This is a genomic window from Streptococcus sp. CF8_Ac1-9 (assembly GCF_024295565.1).
GTDB lineage: Bacteria > Bacillota > Bacilli > Lactobacillales > Streptococcaceae > Streptococcus > Streptococcus parasanguinis_X.
Window position 1 is genome coordinate 483199 of the sequence record NZ_JANCOY010000002.1, and the last position, 24327, is coordinate 507525.

Below are 24327 nucleotides of genomic sequence, written 5' to 3' on the forward strand. Positions count from 1 at the left end.
AGCATTCATTATAAATTTTTGGTATACTTAAAGGTATGAATTTATTAGAAAGTAGGCTTCCTATGGAGAAATTACAAGCCCTGTTATCGGAACGGTTTCAGATCGTTTTTTCAGATAGCAGTTTATTAGATACAGCTTTTACACACACGTCTTATGCCAATGAGCACCGCCTCTTAAAAATTTCACATAACGAACGTTTGGAATTTTTAGGAGACGCTGTTCTTCAATTAGTTATTTCCGAATATTTGTATAAGGAACACCCCAACAGACCGGAGGGAGATTTGTCTAAATTCCGTTCCATGATTGTCCGTGAAGAAAGTTTGGCTGGTTTTTCTCGGGATTGCCAATTTGACCGTTATATCAAACTAGGCAAAGGCGAGGAAAAATCAGGTGGTCGGGACCGTGATACGATTCTTGGCGATTTGTTTGAAGCCTTTTTAGGTGCCTTGCTCTTAGATCAAGGTGTGGAAGCGGTCAAACGCTTCATCTATCAGGTCATGATTCCTAAGGTTGAGACGGGTCAATTTTCTCAAGTCATTGACTACAAGACCCGCCTGCAAGAACTGTTGCAGGTTCATGGGGATGTGGAGATCCAGTACCAAGTGGTCAGCGAGTCCGGTCCTGCTCATGCAAAAGAGTTTGAAGTGGAAGTGTTCGTGAACGGCAAAACCCTAGGACACGGTCATGGTCGCTCCAAGAAATTAGCGGAACAGGAAGCAGCCCGCAATGCAGTTGAAACGAGGAATGATGGCTCATGTATCTAAAAGAGATTGAAATCCAAGGCTTCAAATCCTTTGCAGATAAGACTAAGGTCGTATTTGACAAAGGGGTTACTGCCGTTGTAGGGCCTAATGGATCTGGAAAATCAAATATCACAGAGAGCCTACGGTGGGCCTTGGGGGAATCCAGTGTCAAGAGTCTACGTGGGGGCAAGATGCCCGATGTCATCTTTGCAGGGACAGAATCGCGTAAACCGCTGAATTATGCTTGTGTCACGGTTGTCTTAGATAACCAGGATGGTTTTATCCAACAAGCGGGGAAAGAAATTCGTGTCGAACGGCATATTTATCGTTCAGGAGACAGCGAGTACAAGATCGACGGCAAGAAAGTACGTCTCAGAGATGTGCATGATCTGTTCATGGATACGGGATTGGGACGTGATTCCTTCTCTATTATCTCCCAAGGACGGGTAGAGGAGATCTTTAACTCCAAACCGGAAGAACGCCGGGCTATCTTTGAAGAAGCTGCTGGTGTCTTGAAATTTAAGACGCGGCGTAAGGAAACCGAGACCAAACTCAACCAAACCCAGGAGAATTTGGACCGTCTGGAGGACATCCTCTATGAATTAGAAGGACAGATCCAACCTCTTGAAAAGCAAGCGACTGTCGCTCGCCGTTTCTTGAAATTAGATCAAGAACGGCAGGTTCTCTTGCTGGATGTTTTGGTCGCTCAAGTTGATTTGACAAAAGAGCTCTACGAAAAGGCTGATCAAGAAGAAAAGGCCATTCAAGAAAAGTTGGCCTCTTATTACCAACGTCGTCAGGTCTTAGAAGAAGACAATGTACGTATCAAGAAAGCCCGTCATCAGTTGGATGAGAGCTTAGCTGAGGACCAGGCCAGCTTGCTTGAGGTCACTCGTTTGATCAGTGATTTAGAAAAGCAAATCGAAGTAGCTAAGTTGCAATCGAGTCAAGCAGCCCATAGTCGCAGGGAAAATCTTGAGCGGCTGGATGCTGTTTTGGCCCGTCTGGAAGAAGCGAAACAAGAGCTGGCTCAAAAACAAGAGACGTTAGCTGTGCTTCAACAAAGGCTGACAGAGAACCGTCAGCAACAAGAAGAGTTGGAAAAAGAATTAGCCAACTACGAAGAAGATCCGGAACAAGTCATTGAGCATCTACGCGAGCAGTATGTCGCGCTCTTGCAGACGGAGGCTGAAAAATCGAATGAGCGGACAGCCATTGAGAGCCGGATCCAAGCACTCCTGCAAGAATCAAGCCATCGTCAAGAGGATTTGACCAAAGCACAAACAAACTTTGAAACTGCCAAGGAAAAAGAAGTCCGACAATTAGAGGAGTTGGATCAGGCACAAGCGACGGTCAAAGGCCTATTAGCAGAATACCAAGAGCAATTGGTAAAAGTGGAGCAGGCCAAAGCTGCCTACCAAGAGGCTCAAGCGGCCATGTTTGACTTGATGGATGAGAGCAAGAATAAGCGGGCGCGGATCAATAGCTTGGAAGCTATTCAGAAGAACCATAGTAACTTCTATGCAGGCGTCAAGAGCGTTTTGCAAGAAGCAGAACGGTTAGGAGGCATCTGTGGGGCTGTTAGTGAGAATTTGAGTTTCTCAAAAGACTACCAGACGGCGCTTGAAATTGCTCTGGGAGCTAGCAGCCAACAGATCATTGTCGAAGATGAAAAGGCTGCAACGCGAGCGATCGATTTCTTGAAACGCAATCGCTTGGGACGGGCAACTTTCCTTCCGCTCACGACGATCAAAGCTCGTCAACTATCCCCTCGGAATCTAGAATTGATTCAAGCCAGTGCAGGATTTCTAGGAATTGCGAGTGACTTAGTGACCTATGAGCATCGTTTTGAACAGATTTTCCAAAACCTGCTTGGCGTAACGGCCATCTTTGATACGACGGAGCATGCGCGTGAGGCGGCCCGTAAAGTCAACTATCAAGTTCGGATGGTGACCTTGGATGGGACTGAATTGCGGACCGGAGGATCATATGCCGGTGGTGCCAATCGTTCCCAAAATACGGTCTTTGTCAAACCAGAATTGGATAGTTTGAAGCAGGAAATGCAAGCTCTGGATGCTCGTTTGAGAGAAGCAGAGCAGGAGGTCGAGACCAAGGACAATCTGCTCAAGCAGGCGCAAGAATACCTGGCCTCTATTCAAAGCCAAGGTGAGCAAGCGCGTCTGGAGCAACAGCGGGCCCAATTGGCCTACCAACAAAGCCAAGAGCAACTGAAAGAAATTCAGGAACTCTTAGAAGCTTTGAAGTCAGAATTGGCAACAGATGCGACCCAGTCTCTTCAAGAAGAGCTGGAGTCCCTTACCGAGCAATTGGCAGAAATTGAGCTTCAAAAAGAAAACTTGAACCGCGATATTGAAACCATGAAGTCGGATAAAGATGTTCTGCAACAAAAGGTACAAAACCTGCAAGAGCAATTGGCAGAATTGCGACTTCAACAGACGGAATGGTTGAGCCAACAAAGCTACGAGCAAACAGATGCTCGTCGCTTGGAAGAAACGATCTCCCAGTTGGAAGTAGAAGAGCATCAGTTGCAATTGCTGATTGAACAAGGCGATGCCCAAGTTCAAACAGTAGATGTGGAGCAGCTAGCCAATCAATTGGCACAGGCCCAAGCCAAGAAAACGGACTTGGAACAAGGGGTCATTCGGAAACGCTTTGAGCTAGATGATTTGGAAGGCCAGGCCGAAGATGTGGCAGAACAGATGGAACAAGCTCGCAAGAAAAACGAAGAGTGGATTCGTCAACAAGCCAAGGCTGAAGCGACACGTGAAAAGCATGCGGATCGTTTGAACAAACTCTTAACGCAAATTACCGATGAATTCATGCAAAGCTTTGACCAAGCCAAAGAACAGGCCAAACCTGTTGAAAATCTTGCAGCAGCTGAAAACCAGCTCAAGAGCATCGAAAAAGATATTAAGGCACTTGGTCCAGTCAATGTGGATGCGATCGAGCAGTACGACGAGGTGAAGGGGCGCTTTGATTTCCTTTCCAGCCAGCGTGAGGATGTCTTGGCTGCGAAAAATATGCTTCTGTCTACCATCAACGACATGAATGACGAGGTCAAGGAACGCTTTAAATCAACTTTTGAAGCCATTCGTGAATCCTTTAAAGTCACTTTCCGTCAAATGTTTGGTGGGGGTTCTGCTGATTTGATTCTGACAGAGCCAGATCTTCTGACAGCTGGTGTTGAGATTTCTGTGCAGCCACCTGGTAAAAAAATCCAATCCTTAAACCTCATGAGTGGTGGAGAAAAGGCCTTGTCTGCCTTGGCTCTCCTGTTCTCGATTATTCGTGTCAAGACCATTCCATTTGTCATTCTAGATGAGGTAGAGGCTGCCCTAGATGAGGCCAATGTCAAGCGCTTTGGAGATTATCTGAACCGCTTTGATAAGGAAAGCCAATTTATTGTCGTGACGCACCGGAAGGGAACCATGTCAGCTGCAGATTCCATCTATGGTGTGACCATGCAGGAATCTGGGGTTTCTAAAATCGTCTCAGTAAAATTGAAAGACTTAGAAAATGAAGAATAATGATATTAAATTGATCGCTACGGATATGGATGGAACCTTTCTAAATGACCAACATCAGTACGATCAAGACCTTTTACGCAAGGTGTTAGCAAGCTGCAAAGAAAAAGGCATCTATTTTGCTGCTGCAAGTGGCCGTGCCCTCCTTTCTCTCAAATCCCTCTTTAAAGGATTTGAAGATCAAATGATTTTCATTGCTGAAAATGGTAGCGTGGTAGAATTTCATGGAGAAGATCTTTACGAAGCGACCATGTCCAAAGACTTTTATTTGGGTGTTTTTGAGGCTTTGAAATCCTCACCTTATGCAGACCCCAATAAACTGCTTTTGACTGGGAAAAAAGGAAGCTATGTCTTAGAAACAGTAGATCCCGACTATCTGGCCTTGAGTCAGCACTACAATGAAAACATTCAAAAAGTGAAAAGCCTAGCAGATATTCAGGATGAAATTTTCAAATTAACCACCAACTTTGATGCGGCTCTTGTACTTGAAGGTGAGCAATGGGTCACTGAGAACATCCCCGGTGTCAAAGCGATGACGACAGGTTTTGAATCGATTGATATTGTCCTCGATTATGTCGATAAGGGAGTGGCCATTACCGCCTTAGCGGATAAACTAGGGATCTCGATGGATCAGGTGATGGCTTTCGGGGATAACTTAAATGACCTCCATATGATGCAAGTCGTGGGCCATCCTGTAGCGCCAGAAAATGCACGTCCTGAAATTTTGGCCATTGCTGAAAAAGTCATCGGCCACCATGCGACGGGTTCTGTCCTACGCTACATGGAGGAGATTGTATGAGTAAGATTTCCTTGATTGCGCTGGATTTAGATGGGACCCTTCTCAATTCTGAAAAAAAGATCTCCCCTCGCAATAGAGCAGCCCTCGCTGCTGCGCAGGCTCAAGGTGTCAAGGTGGTTCTAACCACTGGTCGCCCCTTGAAAGCCATGGATTTTCTTTTAGAAGAATTGGGAACAGCAGGCCTCAAAGAAGAGTATACGATTACCTTCAACGGTGGTCTAGTGCAGCGAAATAATGGAGAAATCCTCTCAAAAGTTGTCTTGGCACCAGAAGATGTCGCAACCATTCATGATGAAACAGCCCGTCTCGGCCTTCCGCTGGATGCTATCAGTGAGGGAACGGTTTATGAGATTCATGCAGATCGAAAGTCTCTCTATTCCCTTTACAATCCCTACCTGAACTTTATTGAAACAGATTTTAAAGACTTGCCATCCACGATTTCCTACAACAAGTGTGTGACAGCCGTCGATCAAGACTTTTTAGATGCAGCGATCAAGCAGATCAAGCCGGAGTTATTTCAAGACTATGAAATTTTTAAATCTCGGGAAATGTTGCTGGAATGGTGTCCTAAAAATGTTCACAAGGCGACAGGTTTAGAGGCACTTGCTTCTATTTTGGGCCTTAAGGCTGATCAAGTCATGGCCTGTGGAGATGAAGCCAATGACCTGTCTATGATCCAGTGGGCTGGACTGGGGGTTGCTATGGGCAATGCGATTCCAGCAGTGAAGGAAGTTGCAGCGCTGGTGGCCCCTGTTACCAATGACCAAGATGCTGTCGCATGGGCGATTGAAAATTATGTGCTAAAGGAGAGTGAATAAATGGGATTATTTGATCGTTTATTTGGAAAAAAAGAAGAAACTGAAAAAGTGCTTCCGTCTTCGGAAGAAGTGACGGAAAGTACTGAGGTTGAAGAAACTGTCAAAGAGGAGCCTACGGCTACCCAAAATGACAAGGAAGAGCAAAAAATCGCTGATATGGAGGCTTACTACCAAGAGCTCAAAGCGCGAATTGCAGCCACTCATCAACCTGTTTCAACCGTTGCTCAAGAAGAGCCGGCAGAGGAACCTCTTGTTGAAGAAATAGGAACTTCAGAGACTCCTGAAGTTCAAGAACCGGTAGAGGAGTCTCCAGTTGCCTTTGAACCTGCTCAAACAGAAGCAATTCCTCAAGAAGTTTCACCACTAGCTGATGACACGGAGACTGAGCCTCTTGAAGAAGTGAAAATTGAAGCGGAAGTTACTGAAGATGGTGAGGAAGCAGATGGGGCTAACGGTTCAGAAATGGAAGAAGAGTCACCAATTGCCTCTCCATCATCTGACGCTGAGCTAGTGGAAGGGAGCACGACAGAAGAGAAGGCTCCAGAACTAGTAGAAGCTCAGGATGAGGTTTCAGAACTTGAAGTATCAGAAGCGATTGCTCAAGTGGAGGAAACTTCAGAAGTGGCAGAAGCCGAGTCTAGACTTCCTGAAGGAGAAGCCGCATCAACCGTTGAGGAAAGAACTGTTGAAGAGGCAGAAGAGCCAATTCCAGATGAGATTGAGCCTCAGCAAGAAACCATTCAGGAAAAATATGATCGTAGCTTGAAAAAGACACGAACTGGATTTGGAGCACGTCTCAATGCCTTCTTTGCCAATTTCCGTTCAGTCGATGAAGAATTCTTTGAAGAATTGGAAGAACTCTTGATCATGAGTGACGTTGGGGTTCAAGTAGCCTCTAATTTAACCGAAGAGTTGCGCTATGAAGCCCGTTTGGAAAATGCCAAAAAACCAGATGCTCTCAAGCGTGTGATCATCGAAAAATTGGTGGACTTGTATGAAAAGGATGGCCAATTTAATGAAGCCATTCGTTTTCAAGATGGTCTCACGGTCATGCTCTTTGTTGGGGTCAACGGAGTTGGTAAAACAACCTCTATCGGGAAGTTAGCCCACCGCTACAAACAAGAAGGCAAGAAAGTCATGTTGGTTGCAGCAGATACTTTCCGTGCAGGAGCAGTGGCTCAACTGGCAGAATGGGGACGCCGTGTAGATGTTCCAGTTGTAACAGGTCCTGAAAAATCAGATCCTGCTAGCGTCGTCTTCGATGGAATGGAGCGTGCGATCGCTGAAAATATCGATGTTCTGATGATTGATACAGCGGGTCGTCTGCAAAACAAGGACAACCTCATGGCGGAGCTTGAAAAAATCGGACGGATTATCAAGCGTGTGGTACCTGATGCTCCGCATGAAACCTTGCTGGCCCTGGATGCTTCAACCGGTCAAAATGCCTTGGTGCAAGCTAAAGAATTTTCAAAAATAACGCCTGTGACAGGGATTGTATTAACCAAGATCGATGGAACGGCTCGAGGTGGGGTTGTTCTTGCGATCCGTGAAGAATTGGACATCCCGGTGAAGTTGATTGGATTTGGAGAAAAGATTGATGACATCGGACCATTCCATTCAGAAAACTTCATGAGAGGTCTCTTGGAAGGCTTGATTTAAAGTCGAATAAAAAAGACAAATTGTTGGAAGAACAATTTGTCTTTTTGTTTCCTTGCGCTATCAAAAAAACCACCCGAAGGTGGCTTTCCTTAATTCTTAGGTTCAGGTTTCCAAACCCATTCGGCTCCGTATTCTGCAAGGAGATCATCGGATGCAGTTGGTCCCATGGATCCAGACTTGTATTCATAGAGTGGTGCTCCATTTTCGGCCCATAGTTTTTCGATTCGGTCAATCAATTGCCATGAAGCACGAACTTCGTGCCAGTGGCTGTAATTGGTTGAGTCATTGTTCAAAACGTCAAAAATTAATTTTTCATAAGGCTCTGGGGAAGCTCCAGTTGCAGTCGCATCTGTTTCATAGTCAAAGGAAATCGGTGCGATACTGAATTTTTCTCCGACCTCTTTTCCGTTGATGCTCAATGAGAAACCTTCGTTTGGTTGGATATAAATGGTCAAGACATTTGGTTGCAAGCCATGTCCAAAGATGGAGTCGGTTTGCTTGAAGACCACATTGACCATGGTTCCTTTTTGCGTCAAGCGTTTTCCAGTGCGGAAGAAGAAAGGCACCCCACGGAAGCGATCGCTATCGACAAAGAACGCACCAGAAGCGTAGGTCTCTGTTGTCGATTCAGGATCAACATTGGGCTCGCTGCGATAAGAGATATCTTTTTTCCCTTCGATCGTACCTGAATGGTATTGACCACGGATAAAGAATTTCTTTAGTTCGTCCTCTGTTGGGTTGTGCAATTGCTCAAAAACTTTAATCTTCTCTGCCCGAATCGCATCCTTAGTAAAGGTAGCTGGTTTATCCATGGCAAGCAATGACAAAAGCTGAAGGGTATGGTTTTGCACCATGTCCCGAAGGGCCCCCGAGTGATCATAGTAGCCACCACGTTCTTCAACTCCTAAGCGTTCAGCAAAGGTAATTTGGATATTGTCAATAAAATCTCGGTTCCAGAGGTTGTCAAAAATGAGATTACCGAAACGGATGGCAAAGATATTTTGGATCATTTCTTTTCCAAGGTAGTGGTCAATTCGGAAAATTTGTTCCTCATCAAAGGTTTCTTCCAATTCCTTATTGAGCTGACTAGCCGTTTCTAGGTCTGTACCGAAAGGTTTTTCAACGATCAAGCGCTCAAAGCCTTGCCCATCCACAATCCCTTCTGATTTGAGGTGTTTGGCAATAGTTCCAAAAAATTGAGGAGCCATGGACAAGAAGAAGACCTTGTTGTGTTCTGTTTGGTATTTTTCATCCAAGCTATTTTGCAATTCGCGCAGGGCGATGTAATGTTCGGTATCATTGACATCGTGGCTTTGGTAGTAGAAATGACTAGCGAATTCTTGGGCTTGTTGAGGGCTATCTGCCAGATCTGTGATAGATTCTACCACGACTGATTCAAAGTATTCTTTGCTCCATGGTCTGCGGGCTGTTCCGATAACCGCAAAGTTTTCAGATAGATTTCCTGATTTATAGAGTCTAAAAAGGGATGGGTAGAGTTTGCGCTTGGCTAAATCTCCACTGGCCCCGAAAATGGTTACAATAACTTTTGAAGACATTTAAGTACCTATTTCCTATTTTATTAACCATATTTTACCATAAAATCTACAAGATTTCTTTGATGGAATCGTTGTTCCGAATATTTTCCGCTGGATGAGAGGATTTGAGAGGAAGGCATAGAAAAAGCTAGAATCAATGTGGATTCTAGCTTGAACAGTTATAAGATGTTTGGATCTACAACGGAAGCTCCATCAGAATACGCGGTAGACATAAGGATTATCCGGTTTTGTAATAGTCTGGCAATCGCTAATGTGAAGGACAGGCAAGCTTTGCTTGAGCTGCTTGTGGTATTCAATGGACAAGGTTCCTTTAGCGTGGATCCAGGTATTGTTTTCGAAATGCTGCGGAGCCCCCGTCGTTAAGAGACCGTAGACTCCGGAATCTGCGATACAGTGGATGATCCCAAAGCGAAAGAGAAATTGGCTGTTCTTGTTATTGGGGTCATTGTAAACAAAGCCGGTCAGCTCGATCGTCTTTCCTGCAAATTGGTCAGGATAATCATAAATCACTTCCATGACTTCCATGTAATTCTCAGTGGTCACCTGGATCACTTTTTTATCAACATATTTCTTTGCCGCCTGCTTCATTTCTGACTCATAGGCAGATTTGGTAAAATAGCTACTAGTATCTGGTTTGAGATACTGGGTAGTTGTTCCTTCGTCCTGCTGGATTTCCTTGGAAGAACCAGCAGCAACCGGGAAGTGGTAGCCTTTGGCAGAGACTGTTTGGGAATCCAGTGTCACTGTAGGGAAAAATAGCCCGACAAATAAAGGAATACAGAGCAAGAAAATACTCGCCACTTTTGCCCAGAAGCTAGAGAGATGACTGTGGATCTTCATCTGCTTGACCCAGATGATCAGCTGCACAAGAGCTAAAACAAAGGACAAGAACATGGAAATATAAGCCAAGTAAGAATAGTGTAAGTTGATGTATTGATTGAGCTTACCAGATAATTGCAGGTACATAGTGAGCTCAAAATAGCCAGCTAATATCAAGAAACGAATCATAGCACTACCCCCACAAACCAAGCATAAAGGAGCACAACTCCACTCACAATCCCGATAAATTGCCAGATAAAACGGGTTTTGAGATAATTTTTCATCATGAGGAGATTTTTGACATCAAGCATAGGCCCAATCACCAGAAAGGCAAGAACAGGCGCTACTCCAAAACTCGTGAGAAGAGAGGATCCAACAAAGGCGTCCGCCTCGCTACAAAGTGAGAGGAGAAAGGACAAGACCATGAGAAGGAGAATAGCAATAACCGGTGTCGCACTGATCGAAGTGAGGATCCGTGTTGGGACATAGACTTGGACGAGGCTGGCAAAGAGGCAACCAAATACCAGGTAACGTCCCGTATCAAAGAATTCATCAATCGCCTGCACCAAGACTTGAAAGAGCTTTTGGCCTTTGCTCAAGTCCCTAAAATCATGTTCATGTACAGCCTTACGATGTTCTTTTTGGATCGAATCTGTCTGAATAAAACCAAGAAAGATCCCTAGCACCGTTGCGACCAAAAGGGAACCAAGGGCTCGGTAGAGGGCCATCTTGACAGAATTCCCAAAGGCTGAGTAGGTAGCAAAGAGAACGATGGGATTGATGACCGGTGCTGTCACCAGAAAGGGAACAGCAGTATAACTTGGGACTTTCTTTTCTAGAAAGCGATTGATAATGGGAACAATTCCACATTCACAGGAAGGAAAGATAAAGCCGATAAAGGTCCCAAAGAAGATCCGCCCAAATTTATTCTTGGGAAGAAAGCGGTAGACCCTCTCGGGGGTGATATAGACCTCAATAATCCCTGAAATGATACTTCCGATTAGGACAAACGGTAGGGCTTCGATAATAATCGAGAGAAAAATAGCCCCAGCCTGCAAGACGCTAGAGGGAAGGTGTTGAAAGAATGTCATTACTTAACCTTCTTTGCTTCTTTAGCTGTAGCAGTTTCTGCCTTCTTTTTTTCTTCAGGAAATTCTACTTTCTTTTCTACATCCGGAAAACTTGCAAAGTTTTCAAACATTTTATCAAGATCATCTGTTTTTGAGAATTTAATAGCCATTGTTGGGCCTCCTTTTTATTTTCTTTCATTATAACAAAAAGGAAAGAGCAAGGGGGAAATGGAGCATAAAAGGAAAGATCAATAGGGTCAAAATTATTCTATGAAAAATCCCTGAAACAGAGACCAGAACAGGCGATCTCCCCCCCTTGATGGCAGCAAAATATGCTATAATAGAAGCTATGGATAAATATGAAAAAATAGCCCAAGAATTGGGTGTTAGCTTAAAACAAATCGATACCGTATTGAGTCTGACCGCAGAAGGCTCAACCATTCCCTTCATTGCCCGCTATCGAAAAGATATGACGGGAAATTTAGATGAAGTAGCGATCAAGGCCATTATTGACCGGGACAAATCCTTAACGGCTCTAGCTGAACGAAAGGAAACCGTCCTTGCTAAGATTGAGGAACAAGGCAAACTGACAGAGGCGCTCAAGCAGGCTATTGAGGCTGCTGAAAAATTAGCGGATGTCGAAGAGCTTTATCTCCCTTATAAGGAAAAACGGCGGACCAAGGCGACGATTGCCCGAGAAGCAGGACTTTTCCCCTTGGCACGTCTCATTTTGCAAAATAGTCCAGACTTGGAAGCAGAGGCTCAGAAATTTACCTGTGAGGCCTTCCCAACTGAAACCGCAGCATTAGCTGGTGCAGTGAATATTCTGGTAGAGGCTATTTCAGAGGATACCCAATTACGGGCCCTCACCTATCAAGAAATTCATGGGCATTCCCTCATGACGTCAACCTTGAAGGATGAAAGCTTAGATCCTAAGAGAACCTTTGAAATCTATTATGATTTTTCTGAGAAGATCAAGAATATGCAAGGCTACCGGACTCTAGCTCTCAATCGTGGGGAAAAATTGGGCGTTCTCAAAGTCGGATTCGAGCACCAACTGGATCGGATCATTCGTATTTTTGAGGCTCGTTTTAAAACGAAAAATGCCTATGTCGATGAGGTTATTCAACAAGCGGTTAAGAAAAAAATCGTTCCTGCGATTGAACGTCGGATTCGGACAGAGTTGACGGAGGTGGCAGAAGACGGGGCCATTCAATTGTTCTCTGAAAATCTACGGAATCTATTGCTCATTCCTCCATTAAAAGGGCGCGTGGTCCTTGGATTTGACCCAGCCTTTCGAACCGGTGCTAAACTAGCTGTTGTCGATGAGACAGGAAAGATGCTCGCTACCCAGGTCATCTATCCAGTTGCACCTGCAAAACCAGCTCAGATTGAGCAGGCTAAAAAGGATCTGTCCTCCTTGATCAAGGAGTTTGGCGTAGAGATTATTGCAATTGGAAATGGAACAGCTAGCCGTGAAAGTGAGGCCTTTGTCGCAGAGGTCCTCCACGACCATCCAGGAGTTCGCTATGTTATTGTCAATGAAAGCGGAGCATCTGTCTATTCAGCTAGTGAATTGGCCCGTCATGAGTTCCCAGAGCTAACCGTTGAAAAACGCTCGGCCATCTCCATTGCCCGCCGCCTGCAAGATCCGCTAGCAGAATTGGTGAAAATCGATGCCAAATCTATCGGTGTGGGTCAATACCAGCACGATGTCAATCAGAAAAAACTGACAGAAAGTTTAGATTTTGTGGTAGATACTGTCGTCAACCAAGTTGGGGTCAATATCAATACGGCTAGTCCCTCTCTCTTAGCGCATGTAGCAGGACTCAATAAAACCATCTCTGAAAATATTGTGAAATATCGGGAAGAAGAAGGAATGATTCTTTCACGAGCACAGATTAAAAAAGTGCCTCGCCTCGGCGCCAAGGCTTTCGAGCAGGCTGCTGGATTCTTACGCATTCCTGAAAGTAAAAACATCTTGGACAATACCGGCGTTCACCCTGAAAGTTACAAGGAAGTTGAAAAACTTTTTCAGCTTCTTGAAATTACCGAACTCGATGCATCAGCTCATGAAAAATTAAAAACTGTGAACATAAAGGAGATGTCTACTCAGCTGGATCTGGGCCCAGAAACCCTGAAAGATATCATTGCCGATCTCCTAAAACCAGGTCGCGATTTGCGGGATTCCTTTGATGCACCCGTGCTCCGCCAGGATGTCTTGGATATTAAAGACCTGCATATTGGCCAAAAATTAGAAGGGGTTGTGCGTAATGTGGTTGACTTTGGAGCCTTTGTCGATATTGGCATTCACGAAGATGGCTTGATTCATATCTCCCATATGAGTAAGCAGTTTATCAAGCATCCAAGCCAGGTCGTCTCAGTGGGTGATTTGGTAACCGTCTGGGTGAAGAAGATTGATGTGGAACGCGAAAAAGTCAATCTCAGTTTGGTAGCTCCGAATGAATCTAACTGAGTATGTACGCCAAGTATCCCTGGAAGATTTTGGGAGAGAATTCCGTCATCGAGCAGAGTGGAATTCACGTCTTCAAACCACTGGAGGTCGTTTCTTTCCCAAGGATCGACACCTTGATTTCAACCCGAAAATATACCAAGCTTTAGGGTTAGAGGTCTTTCGCAAAATCGTCCGCCACGAGCTCTGCCATTACCATCTTTACGATCAAGGTAAAGGATATCGCCATAAAGATCTAGACTTTAAGCAACTCCTCCAGCAAGTGGACGGTCTTCGTTTCACACCTCCTCTACCAGGTAGAAATGGGCGAGTCAAGCGGATCTATCTCTATCAATGTCCCCATTGTGGCCAAGAGTATAGACGAAAGCGAAAAATCGATCTGAAGAAATATGCCTGCGGTCGCTGTCGCAGCCGCCTGCAATTTCTTGAAATGAGACAAGAGTAAGAATCGGTCTTTAGGCGGATCTCTTTCCAGTTCGACTCTGCTAAAATAGGTCTAACTAGAAAGAGGAAAATCAAATGACAACATCATTTTACAAATTAAAACGACATCGCCTGGTTTCAGGTGTGCTAGCTGGCTTAGCTGATAAATTTGGGCTTAGCGTAACTCTCCTACGCTTCTTGTTTATTCTTTTCACGGTTTCTCATGCCTTTATCGGTGTGATTATCTATTTACTGTTAGATACGACCTTACCATATAAGGACGAGGAGGAGCAGGAAATGTTTGACTATGGCCCTCGACCACGTCGAAGAAAAGAGGCTGAACCCATTCATGATCAGAATGATAGTCCATTTTTCTAAAGGGAGATCCGAGTGAAGCAGAAGTTCTATTACCTTGCTTTTATTCTATACCTCTTCTTCAGTTTTATAGGACAGTTTTTCATTTTAAATCGTTTTTTTGGTGAAGGAGTTGGAACAGTTTTGATCGGAATGCTCCTTTTTCCACTGGGCATTTGGAATAGCCTCTTCTACCTCTTGTTTCTGCCAACAGAAATGGCTAGAAAACCACAAATTTATCGGTTTTCGATTTTATTTCTTCCGATTTTGTATCTGGTTTTGTCCTTGCTGGGGGGAGGACCTACCACCTTTATGCTAGGCTTGATCGCATTTCCTTCAAATGCGGTGGTCTATGCAGTCTCTACCGGAATCAAATCTATGATCAAAGATTTCTTGCAAGGCCAAGGCTAGAGCATTCTTCATATGTTCCCATCATTTCCTAGAGGTTGGAGACCTTTGTCTTGGCCTCTTTTTGCTTGCCTTAAAAAGGAGTTGAAAATGGATCTTTCAAATGACACTTCAGGCTCTCGTCTGAAGAGAAAATCTGCTATAATAGAGAGAGAATTTGAAAAGGGAGAATGATATGGCAGTTACTGTTCGCGATATACAGGAAAAGCTTCGTCTATCGGTTGTTTATGGGGATGATAGTCTCTTAAGCAAGGAAATTACGACTGCGGACATTTCACGTCCAGGTCTTGAAATGACGGGCTATTTCGACTATTACACACCTGAGCGGATTCAGCTTGTAGGAATGAAAGAATGGTCCTACCTGGTGAAGATGAGCTCTCACAACCGACATCAGGTCCTGCGCAAGATGTTCCAGCCAGAGACACCTGTCATCATTGTTGCGAGGAATTTAGAAATTCCAGAAGAAATGTTGCGAGCTGCTGAAGAGAAGCAACTAGCCATTTTGAAGAGCAATGTTGCAACCAGTCGTTTATCTGGAGAGCTTTCTAGCTATTTGGATAGTCGGCTAGCAGAACGTACGAGTGTACACGGTGTCTTGATGGATATTTATGGGATGGGTGTCTTGATCCAAGGAGATAGCGGAATCGGAAAAAGCGAGACAGGTTTGGAACTTGTCAAGCGGGGTCACCGCCTCGTAGCAGATGACCGAGTTGATATCTATGCCAGAGATGAGATGACCCTTTGGGGAGAGCCAGCTGAAATCCTACGCCACTTATTAGAGATCCGTGGTGTTGGGATTATCGATGTCATGAGTCTCTACGGCGCAAGTGCTGTCAAGGATTCTTCACAAGTCCAAATCGCTGTTTACTTGGAAAATTATGCTAAGGATCAGGTTTATGATCGTTTGGGTAATAATGCAGAAGAGTTAGAAATCGGTGGTGTGACCATTCCTCGGATTCGCATTCCTGTGAAGACTGGTCGGAACATTTCGGTCGTGATTGAAGCAGCAGCTATGAATGTTCGGGCCAAAGAAATGGGCTATGATGCTACCAAAACCTTTGAAGAACGTTTGTCCCAGTTGATTAGTCAAAATGAGGTGAAGGAATGAATCCAGTAGCCCTTCAATTAGGTCCGATCAGTATTCGTTGGTATGCGATTTGTATTGTCTCTGGTTTGATTCTAGCCGTTTATCTTTCCATGAAAGAAGCGCCCCGTAAAAAAATTGATCCAGATGATATCATTGACTTCATTTTGATCGCTTTTCCGCTTGCGATTGTGGGGGCTAGACTCTATTACGTTATTTTCGAATGGGGTTACTATAGCCAGCACCTTGGTGAGATTTTTGCTATCTGGAACGGAGGAATCGCGATTTATGGTGGCCTCTTGACAGGTGCCCTTGTCCTCTATCTATTCTCTCGTAGACGCTTGATTGAGCCAATTGATTTCTTAGATATTGCGGCCCCAAGCGTCATGATTGCACAGAGTATTGGTCGCTGGGGAAACTTCTTTAACCAGGAAGCTTATGGAGCTGCTGTTAAAAGTCTTAACTACCTGCCCTCTTTTATTCGAGACCAAATGTATATAGATGGCAGTTATCGTCAGCCAACCTTCTTATATGAATCCAGTTGGAATCTGTTAGGATTTCTTTTGATCTTGATTCTTCGAAGGAAGCCCCAATTTTTGCGGCAAGGTGAGATCACAGCCTTTTACCTTATCTGGTATGGTTTTGGTCGGATGATCATCGAAGGAATGCGGACGGATAGCTTGATGTTTGCGGGCTTACGTGTTTCCCAGTGGTTGTCGATGATCCTGATTCTGGTTGGACTCGCCATTATCCTTTACCAACGTCGCAAAAAAGCCCCTTATTATGTAGAAGCAAAGGAGTAACATATGTTTATTGAAATTGCATACGGCCTCTTAGGCCTTGCCTTAGTAGCGCTTGTCATTTATATGATTTTTTTCCTCTCAAAGATTGGAAAAGTTGTAGATGAGACGCAAAAAACGATCCAAGTTTTGACATCAGATGTCAATGTTACCTTGCACCAGACCAATGATTTATTGGCAAAAGTCAATGTTTTAACAGATGATTTGAATCAAAAAGTTGCAACGATTGACCCACTCTTTACAGCCGTGGCGGATCTTTCAGAGTCTGTTTCAGATTTGAATGATCAAGCCCGTCAATTAGGTTCCAAAGCTGTATCAGCTGGTGGAAAAACAGTGAAAGCCTCTATCGGATTAAAAGCGATTAAGATGGCTTCAAAATTATTTAAATAGAATCGAGGAAGAATATGGGACGTTTATCTAGTTTATTAATTGGTGTGATTTCAGGTGCTTCAGCAGCCTACTATTTATCAACAGAGCAAGGAAAGAAAGTCACTAAAAAGGTGGTGCGCTTCGTAAAAGATTATCAAGAAGATCCTCAAGAAGTACATGAATCGGTGAAACAAACTGCTAAGAATGTTTCAAAACAAGCAGCAGAAGTGATCCAACAAACCAAAGAAAAAGTTGGTTCTGGAGAAATTACGACAGGAACTGTTTTGGAATCTGTCAAAGAAAAGACGCAAGATGTGGTTGAAAAATCTCAAGAAGTCTATCACTCATTTAAGGATAAACTTCAAAAAGAAAATCTAAGTGGTAATGACTTGGTTCAATCCATTCGCAAACAAACAGAATCAGAAGACATCGTGTTAGACTTGGATGAAAAAGATTCTGAAGAAGCAGCTGAAGAAGATACAAAAGAAGCATAAAAAAATGAGGCTCAGTGAGCCTCTTTTCAGATTGAAGATAAATTCATCTTAGAAACTTTCCTTAAGTGAGTACGGACGTTAGGTGAAATTATCCAGTGGATGATTTCAGCAATCCAGGAAGTTCCATGACTTATCAAAGATACAAAGGGCGTCCGCGGATAAAGTCAAAATAGGAAGTTTGACGCAGAAACTTTTGATTCTAGGAAAACTTATCTTTTTGACACAATCCGCAGCCCGTGTTCAATTAGTTTTGAACCTAAAGTTTCAAAACTCCCGAGTGCCTGAAACAATTATGTTTCAGGCACTTTTCTCACGGCGGAAAGTTTCAGCAGATGATTGAATAACTTTAACTCATAAAAAGTTTTTATTCTTATAGAATTTCTAGGAAGTCTTTGAATTATTAAATACTATACCAAGTTTTTCTGAGTTACATGAAAAGTCTAACTTAATTTGACAACTTAGGAATTAAAAAAATTCGAGTAAATAAAAATCAGGCGAACCTGATTTTTATTTTTTTCGTTTATTGTAGTAAATTCGGAATCCTTGAATACTAGCAAAGCTAGAACCAATCGCTAAAGCAAACGCAAAGAAGGTATTCATTTTTGTTGCTAAAAAGATAAAACTAAATACAACCGTCAACACACAGAAAACAGCGATATTTAAAAAATATAGCAATTCACTTAATTGGGGTGCGGGTTCAACTTCAGGAGCATAGTCCTGAATAGGGGTTTCTTGGGTTTGTTTGGTTAATTCGATATAATCGAATTCTTCTTCATAGTGTCTTAAATTTCTTACGGGCATTTTCTCTCTCCTAACAGTACTCTATTATTCTATCATGAATTCAGGTATATAAATGTTACAAAAATGTTACAAATTTTACAAAATGAATAAATTTTTCTAGAATATCGGAATTTTTGTTATAATGGTTCTATGAAAAATATTATTATTACAGCAACAGCAGAGAGTGTTGAGCAAGCGCAAGCCCTGATTGATGCAGGGGTTGACCGAATCTATGTCGGTGAAAAAGACTACGGATTACGATTGCCTCAAACTTTAAGCTATGACGAAATAAATCGAATTGCCCAACTGGTCCATGCTGCTGGCAAAGAATTGACAGTAGCTGTAAATGCACTCATGCACCAATCGATGATGGATTCAATCAAGCCTTTCTTAGATTTTCTAAAGGAAATTCAGGCTGATTATATTACTGTCGGAGATGCGGGCGTTTTTTATGTCTTGAAACGAGATGGCTATCCATTCAAAACGATTTACGATGCCTCAACCATGGTCACTTCTAGCCGCCAGATCAACTTCTGGGGAAAACAAGCAGGAGCTTCTGAGGCTGTTTTGGCTCGTGAGATTCCATCTGCCGAATTATTCGTAATGGCTGAGAATCTTCAGATTCCAGCAGAAGTCTTGGTCTATGGTGCTAGCATTATTCACCATTCGAAACGACCGCTACTTCAGAACTATTACAACTTTATCAAGACAGAAGAGTCTGTGACTAAAGATCGGGATCTGTTCTTGGCCGAGCCAGGAGATCCAAATTCTCATTATTCGGTCTATGAAGACAAACATGGAACTCATATCTTCTCGAATAATGACTTGAATATGATGACCAAATTGTCTGAGTTGGTAGAACATGGCTTTGATCATTGGAAACTCGATGGTGTCTACTGTCCGGGTGAAAACTTTGTCAAGATTACAGAGTACTTTGTCAAGGCCCGTGATTTGATTCAAAAAGGAACATTTACACAGGATCAAGCCTATCTGTTTGATGAAGAAATCCGCAAATTACATCCAGCTAATCGTGGTTTGGATACTGGTTTCTATGATTACGAACCAGATCGTGTAAAATAACAAATAATACTAGGGCTTCTTCGTTTGTGAGTTTTCCTTTTTCAGGGAACGAAGAGGCTATTCATCATATCGACAATCTTGTAAATTGGAGAAAACATGACAAATACAAAAAAACGTCCAGAGGTTTTGGTACCTGCTGGAACATTAGAAAAATTAAAAGTTGCCGTTAATTATGGGGCAGACGCTGTGTTCGTTGGTGGACAAGCCTATGGTTTGCGTAGCCGTGCCGGAAACTTCACCATGGATGAGCTTCGTGAAGGAATTGAGTATGCTCATGCCCGTGGAGTGGATGTGCACGTTGCTTCAAACATGGTGACCCATGAGGGAAATGAACAAGGGGCTGGTGAATGGTTCCGTGAATTACGGGATATGGGCCTTGATGCCGTGATCGTCTCAGACCCTGCCTTGATTGAAATCTGTGCAACTTATGCACCTGGACTCAATATTCACTTGTCTACGCAAGCTTCTGCAACCAATGTGGAGACCTTCCATTTCTGGAAAGAATATGGTTTGACCCGTGTCGTCTTGGCCCGTGAGGTATCCATGGAAGAGTTGGCAGAGATCCGTAAGCGTACCGATCTTGAGATCGAAGCCTTCGTTCATGGAGCCATGTGTATTTCCTATTCCGGACGTTGTACCCTTTCTAACCACATGTCTGACCGGGATGCCAACCGTGGTGGTTGTTCTCAATCTTGTCGTTGGAAATACGATCTCTACGATATGCCATTTGGTCAAGAACGCAAGAGTATCAAGGGCCAAGTCCCAGAAGAATACTCTATGTCAGCCGTGGACATGTGTATGATCGAAAATATTCCAGATATGATTGATAATGGGGTTGATAGTTTGAAGATCGAAGGCCGGATGAAATCTGTCCATTACGTATCAACAGTTGCCAACTGTTACAAGGCAGCTTGTGATGCCTATATGGAAAGTCCAGAAGCCTTTTATGCCATTAAGGATGATTTGATCAATGAATTGTGGAAAGTCGCTCAACGTGAATTGGCGACTGGATTCTACTACCAAACACCGACTGAAAATGAACAATTGTTTGGGGCACGTCGTAAGATTCCTCAATACAAATTTGTAGGAGAAGTGGTGGACTTTGATCCATCTACCATGACTGCGACGATTCGCCAACGGAATGTCATCAATGAAGGCGACCAAGTGGAATTCTACGGACCAGGCTTCCGTCATTTTGAATGCCAGATCCAAGACTTGCATGATAAGGATGGAGTGAAGATTGATCGCGCACCAAATCCGATGGAGCTTCTCACGATCACCGTTCCACAAGAAGTCAAGCCAGGAGATATGATTCGTTCTTGCCAGGAAGGTTTAATCAATCTCTACTCAAAAGATGGGGCAAGTAAAACTGTTCGAGTATAACAAAAAAAGAGAGGGTTAAACCTCTCCTTTTTGTTGGGCGATGCGAATATTATTGGGGACCAAACTGATTTTCTGGATCTCAGAAATCCGAATAATCGTGGACATACTCTTTTTAAAATTTTTCACGATCAGTTGTCGGCGTTCTTGGTCATACTTGACAATATCGCCTGTAAAACTCTTGTTTGAAAAAATAACATGTACCCCTTGTTTTTTTCGCAATGCTTGTTGAATGATGTCAATAATTCTCTCATCTTCTAATGGGGCAGGGGTACTGACTTTTCCATTGAAAAATTCATTTGCTCGGTCTTTAACGATCTCGAGAAATTTTTTCATAGCTAAATTCTCCATAACTTGATACAATATATTATAGATAATTTCAACGATTTTGTAAATGATTTACGAATATTAGAGATGAGAAGGCGAGAAAGGAGTCGTGAAATGGCAGAATTTTCATTCCAAATCGAAGAACATTTGCTGGTCTTGTCAGAAAATGACAAGGGTTGGACCAAAGAATTGAACCGTGTGAGTTTTAATGGTGCTCCTGCTAAGTATGATATCCGGACCTGGAGTCCCGACCATACAAAGATGGGAAAAGGCATTACACTCACGAACGAAGAGTTCCAAGTCATGCTCGATGCATTTAAAAATTAAGAAAAGGGGTCCTTCAAGGACTTCTTTTTTTGTTATAGTCTAAGGCTATATAGATATCAAAGATATTAGATTATCCCAAACCCTTGTTTATCAAGTATTGGACTGCTATAATGGTTGCATTGATGAATTAATGTAAAACTTATAGGAAAGAGGGATTCATATTGACACATGCACATGCACCTTATCGCGTTGACCATGTTGGTTCATTTCTTCGTCCAGCTACTTTGGTTCAGGCTCGTGAAGATTTCGCAGCTGGACAAATCAGTCAGGCTGACTTAACAAAAGTAGAAGATCAGGCGATTCGTGACCTCGTTGAAAAAGAAATTGCTGCTGGTCTGAAGTCAGTAACAGATGGAGAATTTCGCCGTGCTTATTGGCATTTGGATTTCTTCTGGGGCTTTGGGGGCATTGATCATGTCCAAGCTGCTCAAGGCTATCAATTCCATGATGAAACAACCAAGGCGGACTCAGCACTTGTCGTTGGAAAAATCACAGGAGCCAATCATCCATTTGTAGAGCATTACAAGTTCTTGCGGGATCTTGTAGCAGATGTAGATGGTGTAGAGGCTAAATATACCATTCCAGCACCTGCGCAATTCTATTTTGAATTGATCCGTGATGCAGAGCATGTAGAACAATTAAATACCATCTATCCTGATTTTGCGGCTGTTCGTGAAGACATCAAGCAAGCCTATCTTCAAGTGATTCAAGATTTGTATGATGCAGGTCTTCGGACTCTTCAAGTAGATGATTGTACTTGGGGTGTCTTGGTAGATGATAATTTCTTGACGGCTTGGGGAGCAGCTCAAGGCAAGTCAAAAGATGAGGTTCGCCGAGAACTCGCTGATCTCTTCTTGACCTTTAACAACGATGTCTACCAAAATGTTCCAGCTGGTTTGACCGTCAATACGCACGTTTGTCGTGGGAACTTCCATTCTACTTGGGCTTCATCAGGTGGCTATGCGCCGATTGCCAAAGAACTTCTTGGAGAAGAAGCCGTCAATGCTTACTTCCTAGAGTTTGATACTGATCGGGCTGGTGGTTTTGAACCACTTGCAGAAGTAACTCCTGGAAAAGGTGTGGTATTAGGCCTCTTGACATCTAAGAGTGGTCAATTGGAGAATAAGGACGAAGTGATTGCTCGTATTAAAGAAGCAAGTCAGTATGTACCGTTGGAAAATCTTTACCTGTCTACTCAGTGTGGCTTTGCTTCGACAGAAGAAGGAAACATTTTGACAGAAGAAGACCAATGGAAAAAAATCGGTTTGATTAAGGAAATTGTCGCTGAAGTTTGGGGCGAATAAGGAGGAAGAAACATGTCAGATTTACTAAGTATTTATAAAGAATTGCAAGCTAAAAAATGGGTGGACTTGAGTCACCAAATCAATGCGGAAAGTCCACACTTTCCAGCTCTTCCTGCCTTGCAACAAGAAGACATTTTCACATTAAAAGATGGCTTCCATGTACAAAAATTTACAGTGGTTGGTCAATACGGAACGCATATTGATGCACCGATTCACTTTGTTGAAGGTGGCCGTTGGTTGGATGAGATTGACCTCAAAGATCTCCTCTTGCCACTCTATGTTATCGACAAGTCTAAAGAAGTTGCAGCTAATCCAAACTTTATCTTGAGCAAACAAGATATCTTAGACTTTGAGGCAGAGCATGGACAAATTGCCGAGGGTGCTTTTGTTGCCTTCCGTAGTGATTGGTCAAAACGTTGGCCTGATCAAGATGCTATGCGCAACCTGGATGAAAATGGGGTTCAACAAAGTCCAGGATGGAGCCGTGAAGCCTTGGAATTCTTGATTCATGAACGCCATGTCAAGGCTGTGGGTCATGAAACCTTTGATACCGATGCAGGTATTCCAGCAGCAGAGCATGGCTTGGTCAATGAATACTACCTCTTGGAACAAAATATCTACCAAGTTGAGGTTTTGAATCAATTGGATCAAGTTCCAGCTGTAGGTGCCTTGATTTCGATTGCTTTCCCTCACTGGGACAAGGCAACTGGTTCACCTGTCCGTGCCATTGCCATCTTACCATAAACAAAGAAATAAGCTTGAAGACAGACGTCACATTTGGACGTTTGTCTTTTTGTATTTTCGAAACTATTTTCGTTATCATCTGATATTCCATCTAAAAAACTGATCTAGAAAAAATAAAAAGGAATTTTCGTTAATTATTTTGCCAATGTTTTGAGATGTAGACGAACCGATGTAAGCCAAATCTTTATAGGGCTTACACAAAGAAAAGAGAGTGGGACAGAAATCGGTAATTCGTTAGAATTCGATTTCGTCGTCCCACCTCCGCACAGTTGAGTAGGGCTGTAAAAGCTGATGAAATCAGCGTAGTAGAGCCCACTCAACCACTGCGTCTTGCTCGACAATCCAAAAATAATTGAGAGGCTAGGACTTTTGTCCCAGCCTCTTTTTATCAATCAGAGAGAGCTAAAAGTTTCTCTCTTTGTTAGTTGAACTATTTGTTAAGATGCATTGAAAATCTATTTCGTTAGAAAATTGACTATTTTTAATGAATAAATTATTGACGAGTCAATTTCCGTTTGGTTCCAACAGCACCTGCTAAGACAAGAATTCCAGAGAAGACGAGTCCAGATGCCACAACTTCACCTGTATTTGGAAGAAGTGTTTTGCGACCTCCTCCATTGTTTCCACCATTTGAACCTGGCGCACTTGGTGTCGTTGTGGTACCAGAATGGTCAGGTTTATTTGGATTTTCTGTTGTAGATGAAGAAGTCTTAGGTTCTACAGTTGTAGTCGTAGTGGTTGTTGTGTCTTCCTCACTACCATTATGGTTTTCTGGTTCTTCTGGTGTTGTAGTTGGAGTATTCTTAGGTTCATCGGTAGTTGTTACCGTAATCTTAGGCTCATCGGTAGTCGTTACTGTGGTCTTAGGCTCCTCAGTTGTAGTTGAAGTAGTCTTAGGTTCATCAGTAGTTGTTACCGTAGTGGTTGTAGTAGTCGGCTCTTGAGTCGTAGTAGTTGTGGTAGTCGGCTCT

At 43.2% G+C, this 24327-nt stretch carries 25 protein-coding genes; 18 read left to right on the forward strand and 7 right to left on the reverse strand.

Going from position 1 to position 24327, the window contains the following annotated elements:
* Positions 1-62: 62 nt before the first annotated feature.
* Genes rnc through ftsY form a run of 5 tightly spaced genes read left to right on the forward strand, consistent with a single transcriptional unit; the run spans position 63 to position 7564 of the window.
* Positions 63-764 carry a ribonuclease III gene (gene rnc, locus NML76_RS05740; RefSeq protein ID WP_254732953.1) on the forward strand — a complete coding sequence of 234 codons (702 nt, stop codon included), beginning with the start codon at positions 63-65 and terminating at the stop codon, positions 762-764.
* Entirely contained in the window at positions 755-4291 is a 3537-nt protein-coding gene (smc, locus tag NML76_RS05745) for a chromosome segregation protein SMC (RefSeq protein WP_254732955.1), read from the forward strand. The genes rnc and smc overlap by 10 nt, the downstream gene beginning before the upstream one ends.
* Positions 4281-5087 carry a Cof-type HAD-IIB family hydrolase gene (locus tag NML76_RS05750; protein ID WP_024054730.1) on the forward strand — a complete coding sequence of 269 codons (807 nt, stop codon included), beginning with the start codon at positions 4281-4283 and terminating at the stop codon, positions 5085-5087. The genes smc and NML76_RS05750 overlap by 11 nt, the downstream gene beginning before the upstream one ends.
* On the forward strand, positions 5084-5905 hold the full coding sequence (locus NML76_RS05755) for a Cof-type HAD-IIB family hydrolase (RefSeq protein WP_254732956.1): 822 nt from the start codon (positions 5084-5086) through the stop codon (positions 5903-5905). Before NML76_RS05750 ends, NML76_RS05755 begins: the two co-directional genes overlap by 4 nt.
* Entirely contained in the window at positions 5906-7564 is a 1659-nt protein-coding gene (gene ftsY / locus NML76_RS05760) for a signal recognition particle-docking protein FtsY (RefSeq protein WP_254732958.1), read from the forward strand. It begins immediately after the preceding gene.
* Positions 7565-7653: 89 nt separating this feature from the next.
* Here the strand turns inward: ftsY and zwf are convergent, their stop codons facing one another.
* The 4 genes from zwf to NML76_RS05780 all read right to left on the reverse strand — a co-directional run bounded on the left by zwf (position 7654) and on the right by NML76_RS05780 (position 11179).
* Positions 7654-9120: a glucose-6-phosphate dehydrogenase gene (gene zwf / locus NML76_RS05765; RefSeq protein ID WP_201088060.1), complete on the reverse strand. Its 1467-nt coding sequence runs from the start codon at positions 9118-9120 to the stop codon at positions 7654-7656.
* 192 nt (positions 9121-9312) lie between these two features.
* Positions 9313-10128, reverse strand: coding sequence for a TIGR03943 family protein (locus NML76_RS05770; protein ID WP_254732960.1), 816 nt, complete (start codon positions 10126-10128; stop codon positions 9313-9315).
* The gene (locus NML76_RS05775; protein WP_014713646.1) at positions 10125-11030 is read right to left on the reverse strand and encodes a permease; all 906 of its coding nucleotides are present in this window, start codon (positions 11028-11030) and stop codon (positions 10125-10127) included. The genes NML76_RS05770 and NML76_RS05775 overlap by 4 nt, the downstream gene beginning before the upstream one ends.
* The gene (locus NML76_RS05780; RefSeq protein ID WP_173018773.1) at positions 11030-11179 is read right to left on the reverse strand and encodes an SPJ_0845 family protein; all 150 of its coding nucleotides are present in this window, start codon (positions 11177-11179) and stop codon (positions 11030-11032) included. Before NML76_RS05780 ends, NML76_RS05775 begins: the two co-directional genes overlap by 1 nt.
* 179 nt (positions 11180-11358) lie before the next feature.
* Between NML76_RS05780 and NML76_RS05785 the strand changes: the two genes are divergently transcribed.
* From NML76_RS05785 to NML76_RS05820, 8 genes are all read left to right on the forward strand, one after another.
* Positions 11359-13485: a Tex family protein gene (locus NML76_RS05785; protein WP_254732962.1), complete on the forward strand. Its 2127-nt coding sequence runs from the start codon at positions 11359-11361 to the stop codon at positions 13483-13485.
* Positions 13472-13927, forward strand: a complete 456-nt coding sequence (locus NML76_RS05790) for a SprT family protein (protein ID WP_031573961.1) — start codon at positions 13472-13474, stop codon at positions 13925-13927. The genes NML76_RS05785 and NML76_RS05790 overlap by 14 nt, the downstream gene beginning before the upstream one ends.
* 74 nt (positions 13928-14001) lie before the next feature.
* A complete protein-coding gene (locus NML76_RS05795; RefSeq protein WP_031573964.1) occupies positions 14002-14283 on the forward strand; it encodes a PspC domain-containing protein in 282 nt (93 codons plus the stop codon).
* A gap of 120 nt (positions 14284-14403) precedes the next feature.
* On the forward strand, positions 14404-14670 hold the full coding sequence (locus NML76_RS05800; protein ID WP_229042337.1) for a hypothetical protein: 267 nt from the start codon (positions 14404-14406) through the stop codon (positions 14668-14670).
* A gap of 172 nt (positions 14671-14842) precedes the next feature.
* On the forward strand, positions 14843-15775 hold the full coding sequence (gene hprK, locus NML76_RS05805; protein ID WP_003008114.1) for an HPr(Ser) kinase/phosphatase: 933 nt from the start codon (positions 14843-14845) through the stop codon (positions 15773-15775).
* Entirely contained in the window at positions 15772-16554 is a 783-nt protein-coding gene (gene lgt, locus NML76_RS05810) for a prolipoprotein diacylglyceryl transferase (RefSeq protein ID WP_254727076.1), read from the forward strand. Before hprK ends, lgt begins: the two co-directional genes overlap by 4 nt.
* A 3-nt stretch (positions 16555-16557) precedes the next feature.
* Positions 16558-16941 carry a DUF948 domain-containing protein gene (locus tag NML76_RS05815; protein WP_031573975.1) on the forward strand — a complete coding sequence of 128 codons (384 nt, stop codon included), beginning with the start codon at positions 16558-16560 and terminating at the stop codon, positions 16939-16941.
* Between the two features lie 14 nt (positions 16942-16955).
* Positions 16956-17414 (forward strand): YtxH domain-containing protein, encoded by a 459-nt coding sequence (locus NML76_RS05820; protein ID WP_254732964.1) that lies wholly within the window; start codon positions 16956-16958, stop codon positions 17412-17414.
* Between the two features lie 507 nt (positions 17415-17921).
* Here NML76_RS05820 and NML76_RS05825 read toward each other — a convergent pair.
* Complete coding sequence (locus NML76_RS05825) at positions 17922-18215, reverse strand: DUF3270 family protein (protein WP_201088058.1); 294 nt, start codon at positions 18213-18215, stop codon at positions 17922-17924.
* 129 nt (positions 18216-18344) lie between these two features.
* Here NML76_RS05825 and NML76_RS05830 point away from each other — a divergent pair, with 129 nt between their 5' ends.
* Entirely contained in the window at positions 18345-19274 is a 930-nt protein-coding gene (locus NML76_RS05830; RefSeq protein ID WP_045759685.1) for a peptidase U32 family protein, read from the forward strand.
* A 96-nt stretch (positions 19275-19370) separates the two neighbouring features.
* Positions 19371-20657 (forward strand): U32 family peptidase, encoded by a 1287-nt coding sequence (locus tag NML76_RS05835; RefSeq protein WP_003002878.1) that lies wholly within the window; start codon positions 19371-19373, stop codon positions 20655-20657.
* 15 nt (positions 20658-20672) lie between these two features.
* Here the strand turns inward: NML76_RS05835 and NML76_RS05840 are convergent, their stop codons facing one another.
* Positions 20673-21005: a hypothetical protein gene (locus NML76_RS05840; RefSeq protein WP_003008097.1), complete on the reverse strand. Its 333-nt coding sequence runs from the start codon at positions 21003-21005 to the stop codon at positions 20673-20675.
* A gap of 90 nt (positions 21006-21095) precedes the next feature.
* Here NML76_RS05840 and NML76_RS05845 point away from each other — a divergent pair, with 90 nt between their 5' ends.
* The 3 genes from NML76_RS05845 (at position 21096) to NML76_RS05855 (ending at position 23356) form a co-directional block, all read left to right on the forward strand.
* Positions 21096-21308 (forward strand): YdbC family protein, encoded by a 213-nt coding sequence (locus NML76_RS05845; RefSeq protein ID WP_003002541.1) that lies wholly within the window; start codon positions 21096-21098, stop codon positions 21306-21308.
* Between the two features lie 161 nt (positions 21309-21469).
* A complete protein-coding gene (locus NML76_RS05850) occupies positions 21470-22612 on the forward strand; it encodes a 5-methyltetrahydropteroyltriglutamate--homocysteine S-methyltransferase (RefSeq protein WP_254732966.1) in 1143 nt (380 codons plus the stop codon).
* Positions 22613-22624: 12 nt separating this feature from the next.
* Positions 22625-23356: a cyclase family protein gene (locus tag NML76_RS05855; RefSeq protein WP_254732968.1), complete on the forward strand. Its 732-nt coding sequence runs from the start codon at positions 22625-22627 to the stop codon at positions 23354-23356.
* Positions 23357-23849: 493 nt separating this feature from the next.
* Here NML76_RS05855 and NML76_RS05860 read toward each other — a convergent pair.
* Positions 23850-24327, reverse strand: a 478-nt coding sequence (locus tag NML76_RS05860; RefSeq protein WP_254732970.1) for an LPXTG cell wall anchor domain-containing protein, incomplete at its 5' end; no start/stop codon positions are given.